The 16,505-nt window shown below is 73.5% G+C and carries 11 protein-coding genes; 6 read left to right on the forward strand and 5 right to left on the reverse strand.

What is annotated here, in order from left to right:
* Positions 1 to 55 precede the first annotated feature (55 nt).
* A complete protein-coding gene (locus ACFQRF_RS07135) occupies positions 56 to 2,707 on the forward strand; it encodes a bifunctional FO biosynthesis protein CofGH (protein WP_379869872.1) in 2,652 nt (883 codons plus the stop codon).
* 16 nt (positions 2,708 to 2,723) lie between these two features.
* On the opposite strand, the gene ACFQRF_RS07140 is transcribed toward ACFQRF_RS07135, so the two are convergent.
* The 4 genes from ACFQRF_RS07140 to cofD all read right to left on the reverse strand — a co-directional run bounded on the left by ACFQRF_RS07140 (position 2,724) and on the right by cofD (position 7,940).
* Positions 2,724 to 3,515 carry a DUF1266 domain-containing protein gene (locus ACFQRF_RS07140; protein ID WP_379869873.1) on the reverse strand — a complete coding sequence of 264 codons (792 nt, stop codon included), beginning with the start codon at positions 3,513 to 3,515 and terminating at the stop codon, positions 2,724 to 2,726.
* Positions 3,516 to 3,656: 141 nt separating this feature from the next.
* On the reverse strand, positions 3,657 to 5,237 hold the full coding sequence (locus ACFQRF_RS07145) for a Na+/H+ antiporter (protein WP_379869875.1): 1,581 nt from the start codon (positions 5,235 to 5,237) through the stop codon (positions 3,657 to 3,659).
* Between the two features lie 460 nt (positions 5,238 to 5,697).
* On the reverse strand, positions 5,698 to 6,975 hold the full coding sequence (locus ACFQRF_RS07150) for a coenzyme F420-0:L-glutamate ligase (protein WP_379869876.1): 1,278 nt from the start codon (positions 6,973 to 6,975) through the stop codon (positions 5,698 to 5,700).
* A complete protein-coding gene (gene cofD / locus ACFQRF_RS07155) occupies positions 6,972 to 7,940 on the reverse strand; it encodes a 2-phospho-L-lactate transferase (RefSeq protein WP_379869878.1) in 969 nt (322 codons plus the stop codon). The genes ACFQRF_RS07150 and cofD overlap by 4 nt, the downstream gene beginning before the upstream one ends.
* 307 nt (positions 7,941 to 8,247) lie before the next feature.
* On the opposite strand from cofD, the gene ACFQRF_RS07160 reads away from it, so the two are divergent.
* From ACFQRF_RS07160 to ACFQRF_RS07175, 4 genes are all read left to right on the forward strand, one after another.
* Positions 8,248 to 9,708, forward strand: a complete 1,461-nt coding sequence (locus ACFQRF_RS07160) for a hypothetical protein (protein ID WP_379869879.1) — start codon at positions 8,248 to 8,250, stop codon at positions 9,706 to 9,708.
* Positions 9,709 to 9,923: 215 nt separating this feature from the next.
* Positions 9,924 to 10,211 carry a WhiB family transcriptional regulator gene (locus ACFQRF_RS07165; protein WP_114397873.1) on the forward strand — a complete coding sequence of 96 codons (288 nt, stop codon included), beginning with the start codon at positions 9,924 to 9,926 and terminating at the stop codon, positions 10,209 to 10,211.
* A 339-nt stretch (positions 10,212 to 10,550) separates the two neighbouring features.
* Positions 10,551 to 13,829, forward strand: coding sequence for a glycosyltransferase (locus ACFQRF_RS07170; RefSeq protein WP_379869881.1), 3,279 nt, complete (start codon positions 10,551 to 10,553; stop codon positions 13,827 to 13,829).
* Entirely contained in the window at positions 13,826 to 15,262 is a 1,437-nt protein-coding gene (locus ACFQRF_RS07175; RefSeq protein WP_379869882.1) for a DUF5719 family protein, read from the forward strand. The genes ACFQRF_RS07170 and ACFQRF_RS07175 overlap by 4 nt, the downstream gene beginning before the upstream one ends.
* Before the next feature lie 169 nt (positions 15,263 to 15,431).
* On the opposite strand, the gene ACFQRF_RS07180 is transcribed toward ACFQRF_RS07175, so the two are convergent.
* Entirely contained in the window at positions 15,432 to 15,827 is a 396-nt protein-coding gene (locus tag ACFQRF_RS07180) for a metallopeptidase family protein (RefSeq protein ID WP_379869884.1), read from the reverse strand.
* A gap of 184 nt (positions 15,828 to 16,011) precedes the next feature.
* Between ACFQRF_RS07180 and ACFQRF_RS07185 the strand changes: the two genes are divergently transcribed.
* Positions 16,012 to 16,416 carry a DUF3499 domain-containing protein gene (locus ACFQRF_RS07185; protein ID WP_379869885.1) on the forward strand — a complete coding sequence of 135 codons (405 nt, stop codon included), beginning with the start codon at positions 16,012 to 16,014 and terminating at the stop codon, positions 16,414 to 16,416.
* Positions 16,417 to 16,505: the final 89 nt, after the last annotated feature.

The following is a 16,505-nucleotide window of genomic DNA, read 5'->3' on the forward strand; positions in this document are numbered from 1 at the left end:
GCGTGCCGCCACGAAAGGCGGCATGCCACCGGGCGTCCGGGTTATCGTGCGCGGTATGACGAGCGCGCGAAACGGTACGACGGAACAGCGCCCGACCCCCTCCGCGATGCGACGCGCACTGGCGCGGGCACGGGACGGGAAGACGCTCGACGCGAGCGAGGCCGAGGTGCTGCTGCACGCCCGCGGCGACGACCTCGACACGCTCCTGGACCACGCCGGGCGGGTACGCGACGCCGGTCTGGAGGCGTCAGGGCTGCCCGGCGTCATCACCTACAGCCGCAGCGTCTTCATCCCGCTGACCCGGCTGTGCCGGGACCGCTGCCACTACTGCACGTTCGCCACCGTCCCCGGCGATCTCCCGGCGCCGTTCCTCTCACCCGACGAGGTACTGGAGATCGCCCGGCAGGGCGCCGCCCTCGGGTGTAAGGAGGCGCTGATCACCCTGGGCGACCGCCCCGAGGACCGCTGGTCGGCGGCCCGCACCTGGCTGGACGAGCGGGGGTACGACGACACGCTCTCCTACGTGCGGGCGGTCTCCGTCATGGTGCTGGAGGAGACCGGGCTGCTTCCGCACCTCAACCCCGGCGCCATGAGCTGGTCGGACCTGCAGCGCCTCAAGCCGGTGGCGCCCTCCATGGGCATGATGCTGGAGACGACCTCCCGGCGGCTGTTCACCGAGCGCGGCCAGGCGCACTACGGCAGCCCCGACAAGGACCCGGCGGTGCGGCTGCGGGTCCTGGAGGACGCCGGACGCAGCAGCGTGCCGTTCACCACCGGGATCCTGGTCGGGATCGGCGAGACCACGGCCGACCGCGCCGAGTCGATCTTCGAGCTGCGCCGGATCGCGCGCGAGTACGGCGGCATTCAGGAGGTCATCGTGCAGAACTTCCGGGCCAAGCCCGGCACCGCGATGATGCACCGCCCCGACACCGATTTGACCGAGCTGGCCGCCACGATCGCCGTCACCCGGCTCGTCCTGGGACCGCGCGCCCGCCTGCAGGCCCCGCCCAACCTGATCGGGGACCAGTACGAGCTGATGCTGCGCGCCGGGATCGACGACTGGGGCGGCGTCTCCCCGGTGACCCTCGACCACGTCAACCCCGAGCGGCCGTGGCCGCGGATCGAGACCCTCGCCGCCCGTACCGAGGCCGCCGGTTTCGAGCTGCGCGAGCGGCTGTGCGTCTATCCCGAGTACGTGCGCCAAGGCGAGCCGTGGCTGGACCCGCGGGTCAGCGGGCACGTGGCCGCGCTCGCCGACCCGGCGACCGGGCTGGCCCGCCCCGACGCGGTGGTGACGGGGCGGCCGTGGCAGGAGCCGGAGACGGCGCCGTCCGCCGCCGGGCGCACCGATCTGCACGTCGCGGTGGACACCGAAGGCCGTACGGGTGACCGGCGCGGCGACTTCGACGCCGTCTACGGCGACTGGGATCGGGTGCGGGAACGCGTCCCCGACCCCGCACCCGGCACCGCGGCGCCGCCCCGATCCGCCCCCGAGGTCCGCGCCGCCCTGCGCCAGGCCGAACGTGATCCGGCGGGGCTGAGCGACGAGCAGGCGCTCGCCCTGCTGCACGCGGACGGCCCGGAGCTGGCCGAGCTCGCCGCCCTGGCGGACGCGGTGCGCCGTGACACGGTGGGCGACGACGTCACCTTCGTGGTCACCCGCAACATCAACTTCACCAACGTCTGCTACACGGGCTGCCGGTTCTGCGCCTTCGCGCAGCGGCGCACCGACGCCGACGCCTACACGCTCTCCCTCGGCCAGGTCGCCGACCGCGCCGCCGAGGCCTGGCAGGCCGGCGCCACCGAGGTGTGCATGCAGGGCGGCATCCACCCCGACCTGTCCGGAACCGCCTACTTCGACATCGCGCGGGCGGTGAAGGAACGCGTCCCCGGCATCCACGTGCACGCCTTCAGCCCCATGGAAGTCGCCAACGGCGCGGCACGCACCGACCTGCCCGTCCGCGAATGGCTGATCCGCGCCCGCGAGGCCGGGCTGGACTCCCTGCCCGGAACCGCCGCGGAGATCCTGGACGACGACGTGCGCTGGGTGCTCACCAAGGGCAAGCTGCCCACCCGCGCGTGGGTGGAGGTCGTCACCACCGCGCACGACCTGGGGATCCCCACGACGTCCACCATGATGTACGGCCACGTGGACACCCCGCAGCACTGGGTCGCCCACATCCGGCTGATCCGGTCGCTACAGCAGCGCGCCCTCGAACGCAACGGCCGGCCGGGGTTCACCGAGTTCGTGCTGCTGCCCTTCGTGCACACCAACGCCCCGATCTACCTGGCCGGTCTGGCGCGGACCGGTCCGACGGTCCGCGAGAACCGGGCCGTCCACGCGCTGGCGCGGCTGCTGCTGCACGGCCACATCGACAACATCCAGTGCTCCTGGGTGAAGCTCACCGACGCTACCTGCCGCCAACTGCTCGCGGGCGGCGTCAACGACGTGGGCGGCACCCTCATGGAGGAGACCATCAGCCGGATGGCCGGCTCGGCGAACGGCTCGTTCCGCACGATCAGCGACATCGAGGCCCTGGTCGGTCCGACCGGCCGCCCGGTGCGGCAGCGCACCACCCTCTACGGCGAGGTGCCGGCCGAACGCCGCGCGGCGGCCGCGGCCAGCGACGGGGTGGCCGAGAGCGTCCGCCGGACGCGGCGCATGCTGCCGCTGGCCGGGAACGCGGCCGGCGGGTGCCAGTCGTGACCGGCCGGCCCGGGGGTCACATCGTCCAGGGCACGTTGAGCCACGGGCTCTGCGGGTTGGTCATGAGCGCGTGGTGGGCGGCGACCGTGTCGGTGTAGTAGGGGCCGTACTCGCCCTCGTCGAATCGCAGCACCCGCCCCATCAGGTAGCTGGTGGACAGGTCCAGCCAGGAGGTGAAGTACCGCAGGCACTGTTCCCCGGCCCGCATCACGTACCACTCGGCGATGCGCGGGTCGGTGAACTCGGCGTGCACGCCCCAGCGGGCCATGTTGACCGCGCGGCCGAAGTCGTAGCCGATCATGTGGGTGACGAACGCGCCGGGCGGCAGCACGCCGTCGGCCGTCATGCGCTTCTCGTAGTCGAGGATCATGCCGGCCACGCCAAGCAGTCGCTGGTAGACGTCACCGCCGCGGTTGTTGTGCGTGCACCAGCGCTCGATGGCCGAGCGCCACGTGCCGGCGTCGACCGGGCCGCCGTACTGGTGGGCGAGCTGGCGGCGCATGCCCAGCAGCAGGGTGGCCGCGTCGTCACTGCTGGTGTCGTCGAGCAGCCGTTCGAGCGTCCGCCGCCACTCCTCGACGTTGGTGACGCCCCAGCTTTCGCGCAGCATGTTCCGCTTCTGCTCGGGTCCGCAGCAGGAGCACGACTTGACGATGGTGTTCCACGGTGCCTCGTTGTTGACGGCCATCTGCGCACCGCACGCGAAGGCGTGCGCCATGGGACCGTGGAAGTAGCCGTAGGGCTCGGCCAGGACGGCCGGAAGCTGTTCACCCTGTCTGGACGCGTCGCGTCGGAACGAAAACGGCACGGCTCCCCCGTAGAGCTGGGCCGCCGGCGCGCGGCTCCGGCGGCGGTGGCGAGCACCGAGGGTACAGCACCGGACGCATCGGTCCGGACCGCCGGAATCCGGCGCGGATCCTCCCGTTCCGGGGTCGGCGAAAGCGGCGGCTCAGCGCGGGCGGTGCGGCTCCTGCAGGTCGAGTTCGCGCTGCAGCGCCTGGTACACCTCGTGGCTGATCTCGCCCTTGCGGTACAGCTTCGACAGCGCTGCGCGCTGCGCGGCGGCCAGTTCGTGCTTCAGGAACACCGTGCCCTTCACGTGGTGCAGGGCCGAGCGGTCGCCGCCGGTCATCTCCAGCATCGCCCGGGACTGCCGCACCCGCAGCTTGTACATCTGGCGGTAGGTCTCGGCGGCCAGCGAGTCGACCTGGTCGTCGGCCAGCAGTTCGTCGATGCGGGTCAGCGCGGCCCGGCCCATGGCGACCTCGGCGAGCGCGATCTCGTGCCGCGCGCGGCTGTCCTGGGTGATCCGCAGCCGTCGCAGTACCAGGGGCAGCGTCATGCCCTGGCCGACCAGCGTCGCCAGGACCACGCCGGCGGCGAGGAAGATCAGCACGTTGCGGTCGGCGAAGGGCGCGTCGCCGATCGTCAGTGGCAGGGACAGCGCGATGGCCAGCGAGATCGCGCCGCGCATCCCGCTCCACCCGATGATGATCCGGTGCCGGATCGGACCGGGGTCCAGGCGCAGCCGATCCGGGAGGTGCCGCGCCACCGGTGTCACCACGACCTCCCACAGCAGCCGGAACGCCACGGCGGTGCCGATGACCGCGACCGACGTGACCGCCAGCTCGGCCATCGACCGGCCCACGACCTCGTCCAGCACCTCGTGCAACTGCAGCCCGAGCAGGACGAAGAGGATCGACTCCAGCAGCATCACGAGTCCCTGCCAGACGGTCCGTCCGGTCACCCGCACCCGGGGCGGCAGGATGCCCTCGCCGCGGGTGCCCAGCAGGAAACCGGCGACCACGGCCGAGAGCACGCCGGAGAACCCCAGCAGTTCGGCCGGGATGTAGGCGACGAACGGGGTGACCAGCGACACCACGAGCTGGGTGTTGCCGTCGTGCAGCCGGCCGCGCGACCACATCACCAGCTTGGCGATGACCAGGCCGAAGGCGACGCCGCCGAGCACCACCTTGACCAGCTCCAGCAGGCTGTCCCCGAAGGTGAGCTCGGCCGTCATGGCGGTGATGGCCAGGCTGAACAGGGTGAGGGCCACCCCGTCGTTGATGAGACTCTCGCCCTCCAGGATGGTGACGACGCGGCGGGGCGCGCCCACCCGCCGCAGGACCGCCGAGGCGGCCACGGCGTCGGTGGGCGCGACGGCGGCGCCGAGCGCGATCGCCGCGGGCCAGTCGGTGTTCGGCAGCAGCATGAACGTGACCGCGGCGACGGCGAACGCCGTCATCAGGGTCATGCCCACGGCGAGCGTCACGATGGGGCGCGCCTCGGCCCGCATCTCGCGCGGCGACGAGAAGAACGCGGCGTTGTAGATGAGCGGCGGGAGGAAGACCAGCAGCACGACCTCCGGCGATACGTGCAGGCCGCGCATCCCCGGCAGGAAGCTCACCGCGAAGCCGAGCAGGACGAGCACCACCGCGTCCGGCAGCCGCAGCCGCGGCGCGAGCAGCCGTCCGACGAGCACCACGAGGATGACGAGCAGGCCGGCCAGGATGTACTCGTCTTCGGTCAAGCGTGCCTCCCCGACGCCGGAGCCGCGCCCCGCCCCCGTGCAGCCTCTACTCCTTGACTCTATGCGGATCGCCAGGTCACCGGGCACGGGATCCGGCCCGGGCCGCCGAAGTGGCGCGGGCGGCGCCTCCCGCGAACCGTGCCGCGGACCGGACCCGTCCGGCCGCTCTCTTGCCCGGATCGGCCATTCGCGGACGGGGGGGGGCGGTGCGTGCCGCGCCGTTGGCGACTTCCATGGGGCTGAAGGCGTGGACGTGGATGCCGGGGACGCGTTCGTTCAGCGCCCGCGCGATGCCGCATCCGCCGGGGCGGCCCGAGGGGCGCCCCGCGCCGACCCGGCGGGGGCCGCTCCCATGGCGAGGTGACGGGCGCGGAGCCGGTTACGCGATGGCGGATCACGGCGGGCGGCCGGTCCCGCCCGGCCGAACGCCCCGATCGCCGACGGCGCCGGACTCACCCGGCTACCGCACCTCGATGAACGCCTCCGGGTCACGGGGCGGGCGTTCCCCCGGGGGCGCGGCCGGGTGGCCGACCGCGACGGCGCCCATCGGCCGCCAGTCGGCCGGCAGTGCCAGCGTCTCGCGAACCGTGCCCGGGCAGAACAGCGTCGAGGAGACCCAGGCCGAGCCCAGCCCCTCCATCGCCAGGCCGACCAGCAGGTTCTGCACGCCCGCCCCCATGGCCACCAGGAACATGGCCTCCTCGGCTGCGGCCCGCCGCTCGTCGGGGTAGGCGTGGGCGCCGTCGGCCACCAGGCACGGGACCACGAGGTAGGGCGCGCGGCGCAGCACATCGCCGCGCCGGGTCCGCCGGGCGACGGCCGCCTCGTCCCACCCGTCGGCCCGCAGGTCGGCCTGCCAGGCGGCCAGCATGGCGTCGAGCAGCCGTTTGCGCGTCTCGGCGGACTCCACCAGGATGAACCGCCACGGCACCGTGTGGTGCGGCGCGGGCGCGGTCAGCGCCGCGGCCACCGCCCGGCGCACCGCCTCTGGGTCGACCGGGTCGGCGGTGAACTCCCGGACCGTCCGCCGCGCGGCCATGACGTCGCGCGAGCCGTACCGGAACATGTCCTTGTCGGCGGTGCGCACCAGCGCCGCGGCCCCCGGGCCGTCCTCCTCGGTCACCAGGTGCGCCAGGCCGCGCAGCACCGCCACCGGCACCCCGCTGAGCTTGCCCTTGACCAGTTCACCGGCGGCGGCGATCTCATCGGCGACCGCGTTCACGGTGACGTCGAGCACGTTGCCGAACGCGTCGGCGCGGCCACGCAGGTCCTCCAGCGGGTTCAGCCCGGCGGCGCCGATGGCGATGTCAGTCTGCCCGACCCGCCACGGCCGACCGAAGGTGTCCGACACCACGACCGCGACGCGCACGCCCAGCCGGTCGCGCAGCTCGGCGCGGAGCCGGCGGGCCGAGGCGTCGGGATCCTCGGGCAGCAGCAGCACATGACCGGGCGGGACGTTGGAGGCGTCCACCCCCGCGGCGGCCATCACCAGGCCGTGCCGGGTCTGCACGATGCGGGTGCGCCCGCGCCGGGCCACCACCCGTACCGCCTCGGCGTCCACCGCGGCGGCGCGCTCCATGCGGCGCAGCCGCCCCTCGGCCTTGCTGACCACCTTGGAGGTGACCACCAGGATGTCGCCGTCACGCGGCTGCGCCGCCGCGGCGACCATGCCGGCGAGGTCGTCGCCCGGTCCGATCTCGGGCAGCCCGGTCACTCCGTGGACGCTGACTTCGGTCACGCGCGGCGCTCCTTCAGCTCGACCGCGAGGTCCAGGGCCGCCCGGGCGATCGCGGCGGTCGCCTCGGGGCCGGTCATGTACAGCGGGCGGGACCGCACGGCGATGCCCGCCACCTCGGTCCCGGCGTCGGCATCGTCCACCAGCCAGCCGTCCAGCAGGTCCGCGCCGTAGTGCCCGGCGACCGCCCCGGCGGTGCTGGCCACGCCGATCGCGGACAGGCAGGCGTCGGCCATGCCGCGCACCGGCGCGCCGCCGATGATGGGGGAGACACCGACGACCGTCTTGGCGGCCACCGCGTCGCGGATCCCGGGCACGCCGAGGATCGAGCCGACGCTGACCACCGGGTTGGACGGCGGCAGCAGCACGACGTCGGCCTCCGCGATCGCCTCCAGCACCCCGGGGGCGGGCTTGGCGTCGGCCGCGCCCACGCTGACGATCTCCCGGGCCGGGATCGCGGCGCGGTGCCGCACCCACCATTCCTGGAAGTGGATGGCCCGCCGGCCCTCCTCGTCATCGACCACCACGTGCGTCTCGACCCGGTCGTCGGTCATCGGCAGTAGCCGGACCCCGGGCCGCCAGCGGTCGCACAGCGCTTCGGTGACCGCCGAGAGCGGGTAACCGGCCGCCATCATCTGCGTGCGCACGATGTGCGTCGCCACGTCACGGTCGCCCAGGCCGAACCACTGCGGCCGCATGCCGTAGGCGGCGAGTTCTTCCCGGACGGTGAAGGTCTCGTCGGAACGGCCCCAGCCCTGTTCCTCGTTGATCCCGCCACCGAGCGTGTACATGACGGTGTCGAGGTCGGGGCAGATGCGCAGGCCGAACAGGGTGATGTCGTCACCCGTGTTGCCGATGACCGTTATGATCCCGCTGCCCGGGTTGTTCGTCTCCTCGGCCAGGGTCGACCGGAGGCCGCGCAGGAAACGCGCCCCTCCGATACCGCCTGCCAGCACGACTATCCGCATGGGCACAAGTCTGGCAGGGTGGAGCGGTGTATGTGCCGTGCCCCCTGAGGCCGGTGCCGGTGATGCCGCTCCTCCCACCGGAGTCACGCGGGCGGCATCGTGGGGCGCACGGCGGACACCCGGCGCCGTGGTTCCACGGCCGCCCGGCCGCCGATCCGCCGCTCCCGCGGCAGGGACGATCCCACGGGTCCGGGCCGGACCGGCGCCGTCGCCCTTTTTCCGCGTCTCCCGCCCGATTCACTGACAACCTGACGATATGCAAAGCTTCCACCGACGCGACAGCGAAGCAGCGGAGGGGAACCCTCTCTTGAACAACGACACCATCCAACGGTTGCGAGAGCCCGCCGCGTGGGTGCTGCTCGGCGCCGTGGCCGTGCAGATGCTCGCCGGCCTTATCTTCGTGTTCGGGTCCGCCGGTGCCTACGGCGGGACGAACATCCCCGGCCAACTCGTCTCCCAGCGCGAGACCTTCCTCGGCGTGGTCACGGTCGCCATGATCCTCGGGGCCGTGGCCCTCGTGGTCACCCAGCGCGAGAAGTCCCCGCGCGTGTTCGGGATCGTGCTCACCGCCCTCATCCTGCTGGGCGTGGGCGCCGTCTTCGGGCTCATCACCCTGATCATGGGATTCGTCGCCAACGTCGACGCCATCGCCGTCGGCTTCGGTCACTTCTTCCGCACCGGCGCCCAGCTGGGCGTGCTCGCCTTCGCCGGCCTGGTGCTGCTGCGGGTCTTCGGCGACCAGAACCTGGTCCCGCGGGTGCCGCAGCAGGCGGCCGGTCCGTACGGGCAGAGCGGCCCCCAGGTGGGGTACGGGCCGCCGACCGGCGCCCAGGGTTCGTTCGCGCAGCCCAACCCCAACCAGACCGGCCAGGGCTTCCAGGTCGGCGCGCAGGGGTACCAGCAGCCGGGCTACGGCGACCCGAACCAGACGGGCGCCGGCCGCCAGGGCTGGCCGCAGGAGGGCTACGCCCAGCCGAGCGGGGCCCAGCCGTCGTACGCGGCCCAGCAGCAGGAGGCCGCCGCCGACCCGCAGCAGAGCCAGCCCGGCTACCCCCAGACCGGGGCCCAGCCGTCCTACGGGCAGCAGTACGCGCAGGCCGCCGGCTACCCGCAGACGGGCGGGCAGCAGCAGGGCCAGGACTGGAGTTCCGCCTCCTCCGCGGAGTCTCAGCAGTCGCAGGGCTGGTCCGCCCAGCAGCCGCCCTACGCCGGCCAGCCCGGTTACACCGGCGCGGAGGCCGGGTACGGCGGCTACGGATCGGCGCCCGGCTACACCGCCCCGTCCGGCGAACAGCGCGGCTACGGCGACCAGCCGTACACCGGGCAGCAGCCGGCGGACGCCTCCGGCACGTCCGGAACGGGCGGCGCGGGTTACGGCACCGCCGATTCCGAGGCCACCATGGTGCAGTCGCCGTTGGCCGGGAACACCGGCGCCTTCCCGGAACAGCCGCCCGGCTCCTCCGGCGAGCGCGCCGCGCAGGACGCCATCCAGTACGGCTGGTACCAGCAGGGCGCCCCCGGCGGCGGTCAGGCGCAGCCCGGCGGCCAGCAGGGCGACCAGGCCGACTCCGAGGCCACCATGCGGGTCGACCCCGGCTACGGTGCGCAGTACGGCGCCGCCGGGTCGTACCCGGGCCAGCAGCCGCACGAGACCCCCGCCCCCTACGGCGGCGAGCAGGGCGGCTACGGTGGTGACCAGCAGCGACGCCCGGGTGCGGAGCGGGACGACCGTCCTCAGGGCTGGTACCGCGACGACGACCGGCGCTGACCCGGTCGGCCCTCGACACGCCACGGAAAACGTGTGGTAATCCGCTGAGTCGCCGCGCGCGAACGAGATCCATTGTTTGTTACGTGATATTCAGGGGATTACCACGCAACGTGCTTGACGTATAGCGAGACACGCGCGTGTAATTTCATGGTGTGATTCCACCCTCCCGGGGGCCGAATGGGAGGGTACATCGAGGGGGGCAATAGGAGGTGCGCATGAGCGAGGTTATCCCGCTGGCGCACGGCGCAGATGAAGATCTGGGCTGGCAGGAACGTGCCCTGTGCGCGCAGACCGATCCCGAGGCGTTCTTCCCCGAGAAGGGCGGCTCGACACGGGAGGCGAAGAAGGTCTGCCAGTCGTGCGAGGTACGGGCGGAGTGCCTGGAATACGCGCTGGAGCACGATGAGCGCTTCGGCATCTGGGGGGGACTCTCCGAACGCGAGCGCCGCAGGCTGAAGAAAGCGGCCGGTCAGGATTTCGATTTTCTGACGGACATGCTGTAGCCGGCGGGGGACGCAGCCCGCGTTCCGGACGTTTTGTCCGGGACGCGGGTCTTTTTTTGGCCGCTCTTTACCGGAATGAATGGTGATGCGGCATCCCGAAACGGCCGCCGACCTCGGATGATCACCGGATCGCCGCTCCGCGCTTCCGTCCGCCTTCCGCGCGGCTTGCGTGCCGGTTCCGGCCGGGTTCCGGAACGGTTCCGGTTCGGCCGTGGCGCCGACGGACCCGGAGGAGCAGCCACGGGGACACGCGCGGTGGCGTATCGTGATCTGCCGTTAGCGTCATGACCGCAATGGTCGTTTCGTCCACACACTGATCCCGAGAGCCGAACACCCGACGTGCTACCCCAGGACCCCGCCCGTCACATCGTCACGGCCGTCGTGGTCACGCATGACGGCGCCCGCTGGTTGCCCGAGACACTGGAGGCCGTACGCGGACAGTCGCGGCCGGTGCAGCGGGTGGTGGGAGTCGACACCGGCAGCCGTGACCGCAGCGGCGCCATCCTCGCCGAGTACATCGCCCCCGAGGCCATCCTCACCCTCCCCCGGGACACCGGTTTCGGGGAGGCCGTGCGCGCCGCCCTGGAGCACCCGCGGTCCCGGACGGAGTACCCGGCGGCGGAGGGGGCCACCGAGTGGGTCTGGCTCGTCCACGACGACTGCACCCCCGAGCCCGACGCCCTGCGTCACCTGCTCGCCGCGGCCGACGACGACCCCCGAGCCGCCATCCTCGGCCCCAAACTTCGCGACTGGTTCGACCGGCGGGTGCTCGTGGAGGCCGGCGTCACCATCGACGGCGCCGGCCGGCGCGAGACCGGCCTGGAGCCGCGGGAGTACGACCAGGGCCAGCACGACGGCACCCGCCAGGTGCTCGCCGTCTCCAGCGCCGGCATGCTGGTGCGCCGCGACGTCTGGGAGACGCTCGACGGGTTCGATCCCGGCCTGCCGCTCTTCCGGGACGACATCGACCTGTGCTGGCGGGCCGGCGGCGCCGGGCACCGGGTGCTCGTCGTCACCGACGCGGTCGCCTACCACGCCGAGGCCGCCGCCCGCCGGCGCCGCCGCCTCAGCGCCACCAGCGACCACCCGCGCCGGATCGACCGCCGCAACGCGCTCTTCGTCCTGCTGGCCAACATGCCGTTCGGCGCGATGGTCGGCGCGCTGCTGCGCAACTCCGTCGCCTCACTGCTCCGGGTGCTGATGTACCTGGTCGCCAAACAGCCGGCCAACGCGCTGGACGAGGCGGTCGCGATCACGCTGGTGTACCTGACGCCGTTCCGGCTGGTCCGCGCGCGGTTCCGGCGGCGCCGCAACCGGCGGCGCACCTACAGCGCCATCCAGCCGTTCCTCGCCCACGGCATCGCCATGCGGCAGTTCGCCGACCTCGTCGGCAACGTGCTCTCCGGCTCACCGGCGCTGGACACACCGGGCCGGCACCAGGCCGTCACCACCGGCCCGCCGGAGGAGGACGACCCGCTGCGCGACGACCAGAGCCTGCTGCGCCGCGTCATCACCCACCCCGGCGTGCTGCTCGTCACCGGCCTCGTCGTCGTCTCGCTGGTGGCCGAGCGCTCGCTGCTGCTCGGCGGCCGGCTGGCCGGCGGCGCGCTGCCGCCGGTGACCGGCGACGCCGGCGACCTGTGGAGCATGTACTTCGCGAGCTGGCACGACGTCGGGCTCGGCTCCGCCGCGGTCGCGCCCCCGTACGTGGGCATGCTGGCGGTCCTGTCCACCATCGCCCTCGGTCAGCCGCAGCTCGCCGTCACCGTGATCCTGCTCGGCTGCGTGCCGCTGGCCGGCTTCACCGCCTACCTGCTGGCCCGCCGGGTGCTGCACGTCCGCGCCGCGCAACTGTGGATGGCCGGGTCCTACGCCCTGCTGCCGGTAGCCACCGGCGCGGTCGCCCAGGGCCGGCTCGGAACCGCGCTCGTGCACGCGATCTTCCCGGTGCTCGGCATCCTGATCACCCGCATGATCACGCTGCCGCCACGCCAGTCGCGGCGGTCGGCATGGGCGCTCGCCCTCTTCCTCTCCGTGGCCATGGCGTTCGTGCCGCTGGTGTGGGTGCTGGCCCTGGTCACCGGCGCGCTCATCGCCGTGGCGTTCGGGCACGTGGGCCGCCGGCTGCTCGTCAGCCTGGCCATCGCGCTGCTCGCCCCGCTGGTGCTGCTGCTGCCCTGGACCCTCGACCTGTTCCGGCACCCCTCGCTGTGGCTGCTGGAGGCCGGGCTGCACCGCCCGGACCTGTCCGATGCCGGGCTCTCGGCGTCGGCGCTGCTGCTGCTGTCGCCCGGCGGCCCCGGCCTGCCGCCGATCTGGATCACCGGCGGGTTCATCGCGGCCGCGCTGTGCGCCCTGCTGCTGCTTCGCCGGCGCATGCTCGTCGCCGTCGGCTGGAGCGTCGCGCTGTTCGGCGTCCTGGTGGCGATCGTGGTCAGCAGGATCACGCTCGCCCCGCCGCAGGGCGGCCCGGTCGCCGCCGCGTGGCCGGGCGTGGCCATCGCGTTCGCCGCCACCGCCATGCTGCTGTCCGCGGCCATCGCCGCGCAGTCCTTCGGCGATCTGTACCGGCTGGGCGGCCTGCGCCGGATCTTCTCGCTGGCGCTCGCGGCGCTCGCCCTCACCACGCCGGTGGCGGCGGCCGGGGTGTGGATGTGGAACGGCGTGCAGGGGCCGCTCACCGGCGACGCCCGCCCGGCCATCCCGCCGTTCCTGGCGTCCCTCAGCGACGACGGCACCCAGGCGCGCACCCTCGTGGTGGCTCCCGCCGCCGACGGGACCGTGCAGTACAGCGTGCTGCGCGGCAGGGAACCCCGGATGGGCGAACCGCAGATCCCCACCGATGAGAACGTGCGGGCCCACCTCGACTCCGTGGTGGCGGCCCTCAGCGCCGGCCGCGGCGGCGACGAGGCCGGGACCCTCGCGCAGTTCGGCATCCGCTACGTGCTGGTTCCCGCGCCACAGGTCGACGACGGCGTGGACGTCACGCTGGTGGACACCATGGACGGCACGCCCGGCCTCAGCCGGTTGCAGCTCAACACCGACTTCGCCCTGTGGCGGCTGGACGAGCCGACCGGGCGCCTGCGGATCCTCGACACCGGGACCGAAGGCGCACCGGACGTGCTGGCCGGTGACGGTGCGGACACACCGGAGGCGGCCGAGGCCGCCGAGCCGGTCGTGCTGGAATCCGGAGCGGTCGACGCCGCGGCCGAGGTTCCCGCGGGGGACGGGCCGCGCACCCTCGTCCTCGCCGAACCCGCCGACGGCGGCTGGCGCGCCACCCTGGACGGAGCCGAACTGAGCGGAGCGGCGTCTCCGCTGGGATTGCAGACCTTCGAACTCCCCGAGTCCGGTGGGCAGCTGGAGATCACCCGCACCGGTGCGGCCCGGCAGGTCTGGCTCGTGGTGCAGGGAGTGCTCTTCCTCGCCGTCGTGGTGCTCGCGCTCCCGGGCGCGCGCACCGAAGAGGAGACGCGGCAGCAGGCGGAACACCAGCGCCCCCGGCCCCGCCGGCCGCGGCGCCGGCGTGCCGCGGGAGGCACCAAGTGGTGGACGCGGGGACGCGGCGGCAGGGGACGCCGCGCGGTACAGCGAGGGAGCAGGAGCGCAGTCAGGTGAGGCTGATCGTCGAGAACCGGTTCGCGCTGCTCGCGCTGGTCATGGTCGCGCTCGCGGCGCTGTTCGGGGTCGCCGCGCTGACCGCACCGTCGGCGGCCGACCGCGCCGCCGAGGAGCGGTCGGGAGTCGTCACCCGGGTGGAGTCGGCGGTGCGCGCCTGCCCGGCGCCGCGTGGCGGTGACGGCGCGCGGAGCGAGACCGCCGCATTCGCTCCCGTCGGCGACGGCGAAGACGGCGGCAGCCTGGTGGCGGTCCGCAATGAGGCGGCCGCCACGCCCGAAGGAAGCGACGGCGCGGCCGGGCGGCCGTGGAACAGTGCGGCCGACGACGACCGGCACACCGTGCTGCGCGCCGACGGCGGCGCCGCGGCCGGACTGGAGGTCGTGCAGACGACGGTCGGCCACGGGGACGACCCGTTCGCCACCGAGGTGCGCTGCCCCGAGCCGTCCGTCAGCACCTGGTTCACCGCGCCCGGCGGCGAGGAGCTGGACGATCTGCGGCTGTTCCTCGCCAACGTGGACGACACCGCCGCCACCGTCAACGTCGACGTCTACGCCACCGACGGCCCGGCGTTCTCCGACGACACCCGAGGCGTGACCGTCGCCGCCCACGACGAGCTCGAACTCCCGCTCAACGACCTCGTGGAGGTCACCAACGCGGTCGCCGTCCACGTGCGCACCAGCTCCGGCCGGGTCGCGGCCTCGTTGTTCGCCGAGCGCGGCGACACCGGCGCGGACTGGGTTCCGGCCACCACGCCGCCCGCCGAACGGCACGTCATCACCGGCATCCCGTCCGGCGAGGCCGACAAGCAGCTCATCGCGGCCACCCTCGGCGACGATCCCGCCACCGCCACGGTGCGGGTGATCACCGACGAGGGCGAGGTCACGGACGCCGTACAGCGGCTGGAGATCCCGCCGGCCGCCTCCAGCACGCTCGTCATCGAGGGGCCGCTCGGCCGGCGGCCCGGCACGCTCGTCGTGGAGTCCGACCGGCCGGTGGTGGTCGGAGTCGCCTACCAGCGCTCCGGCGACACCGCCTACACGGCGGCCACCCCGCCGCTCGCCGGCCCGCTCGACGGCCGGGCCGTCGTCCCCGCCACGCCGGACGGCACCGCCACGCAACTGGTCTTCGGGGCCCCTGGCCGGGGCGGCAGGGTCGTCGTCACGCCGGTCTCGGCCCGCGGTCAGCAGGGCACCCCGCAGGAGGTGGAGATCGCGGACGGTCACACGGTGGCGCCCGAACTCGACCTGCCGGGCGCCACGCGGGTGCTGCTCGTGGAGGTGGCCGACGGCTCCGGCGACGTCCACGCCGCGCGGGTGCTCCGCCAGGGCTCCGGAGACGGGCAGGCCACGGCCGTGCAGCCGCTGTGGCCGGCGCCGTCGGCGGTGCGGCTGCCCTCGACCTCGGACAGCCTGATCAGCGTGGTGCGGTGACCGGAGGGAACGGGCGCGGGTCGTGCGGGGAGAGCCGGGACGCCCGCCGCCTCGGCTCCGGCGGCGCCCGGGGTGAGCCCGGACCGCTTCGGTCGGCTCACGGTGTCACACCACGCCGGTCATTCAGCCGGATCACCACCGGCCATAAGACCCTTGTGTCAGCCGAGCCCTAGGCTTCGGGATCGACCGTCTCGGGCTCCAGGCCGAGCAGGTTGGCGACCTCCTCGACCACGGTGTCGTACACCAGGAGCGCCATTTCCTCGGGGTCCTTGGTGCGGATCTCGACCGGGCGGCGGTAGACGACGATGCGGGCCTGGCCGGACCTGGCCGTCTCCAGACGGGAGAACGGGATGCCGTCCTCGGCCGTCACTCCGGGAGGCACGCGCGGAACGTCCTCGACAAGGAACTCCACGTTGGCCAGCTCGCGGGCCCACACCCGCTCCAGTCGTTCGACGGCGTCGAGCACGAGGTCGTCGAACATCTGGGCCCTGCTCCGCGACATGGGGAGCTCGGGCGGCGTCATCGGGCCGCGGATCCCGCGTCCACGGCGGTCTCTGCGTCGCACTGGGTTGGCTTGAGGCCGGTGAAGGCGCACTCGTCGCACATATACGAGCGTAAGCCATCGGCGCCCCCTCGTGCAGCCCCTGCGCCGATCCAACGTGTCGGTCGCGGAACGGGTGTGGTCCGGGCTCCGGACACAGCCGGTGGATGCTGGCGCACCGGACGGTAAAGGCATACAGTCTGTGCCCGTGAGCGTTGTACGACGCTGCTCACGCACCGCGTGCAGGCAGCCAGCCGTCTTCACGCTCACCTATGTCTACGCCGACTCCACCGCCGTCCTCGGCCCGCTCGCCGCCTACGTCGAGCCGCACTGCTACGACCTGTGCGCCATGCACGCCGAGCGCCTCACCGCCCCGCGCGGCTGGGAGGTGGTCCGGCTGCCCGCCGACAACACCGGGGGCGGGCCGGGCAGCGACGATCTGGAGGCGCTGGCCAACGCCGTCCGTGAGGCCGCGCGTCCGCCGAAGGGCGCCGAGCCGGTGGGCCAGGGGGTCGAGACGCACCGCCGCGGCCATCTGCGGATGGTGAAGTCCGAGACGGCCCGGCCCGAGCGCGACCACCGCGACCAGCACCGTCCGCAGCGCGACGCCTGAGCCGGACCGGCGGCACCCGCGCGCGAGGCGGCCTCCGCCCGGTCTTGTACGTTGGACTACTGCGGGCCGCCGCCCGCACTTCGGTCCGT

Source organism: Marinactinospora rubrisoli, from assembly GCF_042664915.1.
In the GTDB taxonomy this organism is placed as follows: Bacteria; Actinomycetota; Actinomycetes; order Streptosporangiales; family Streptosporangiaceae; genus Marinitenerispora; species Marinitenerispora rubrisoli.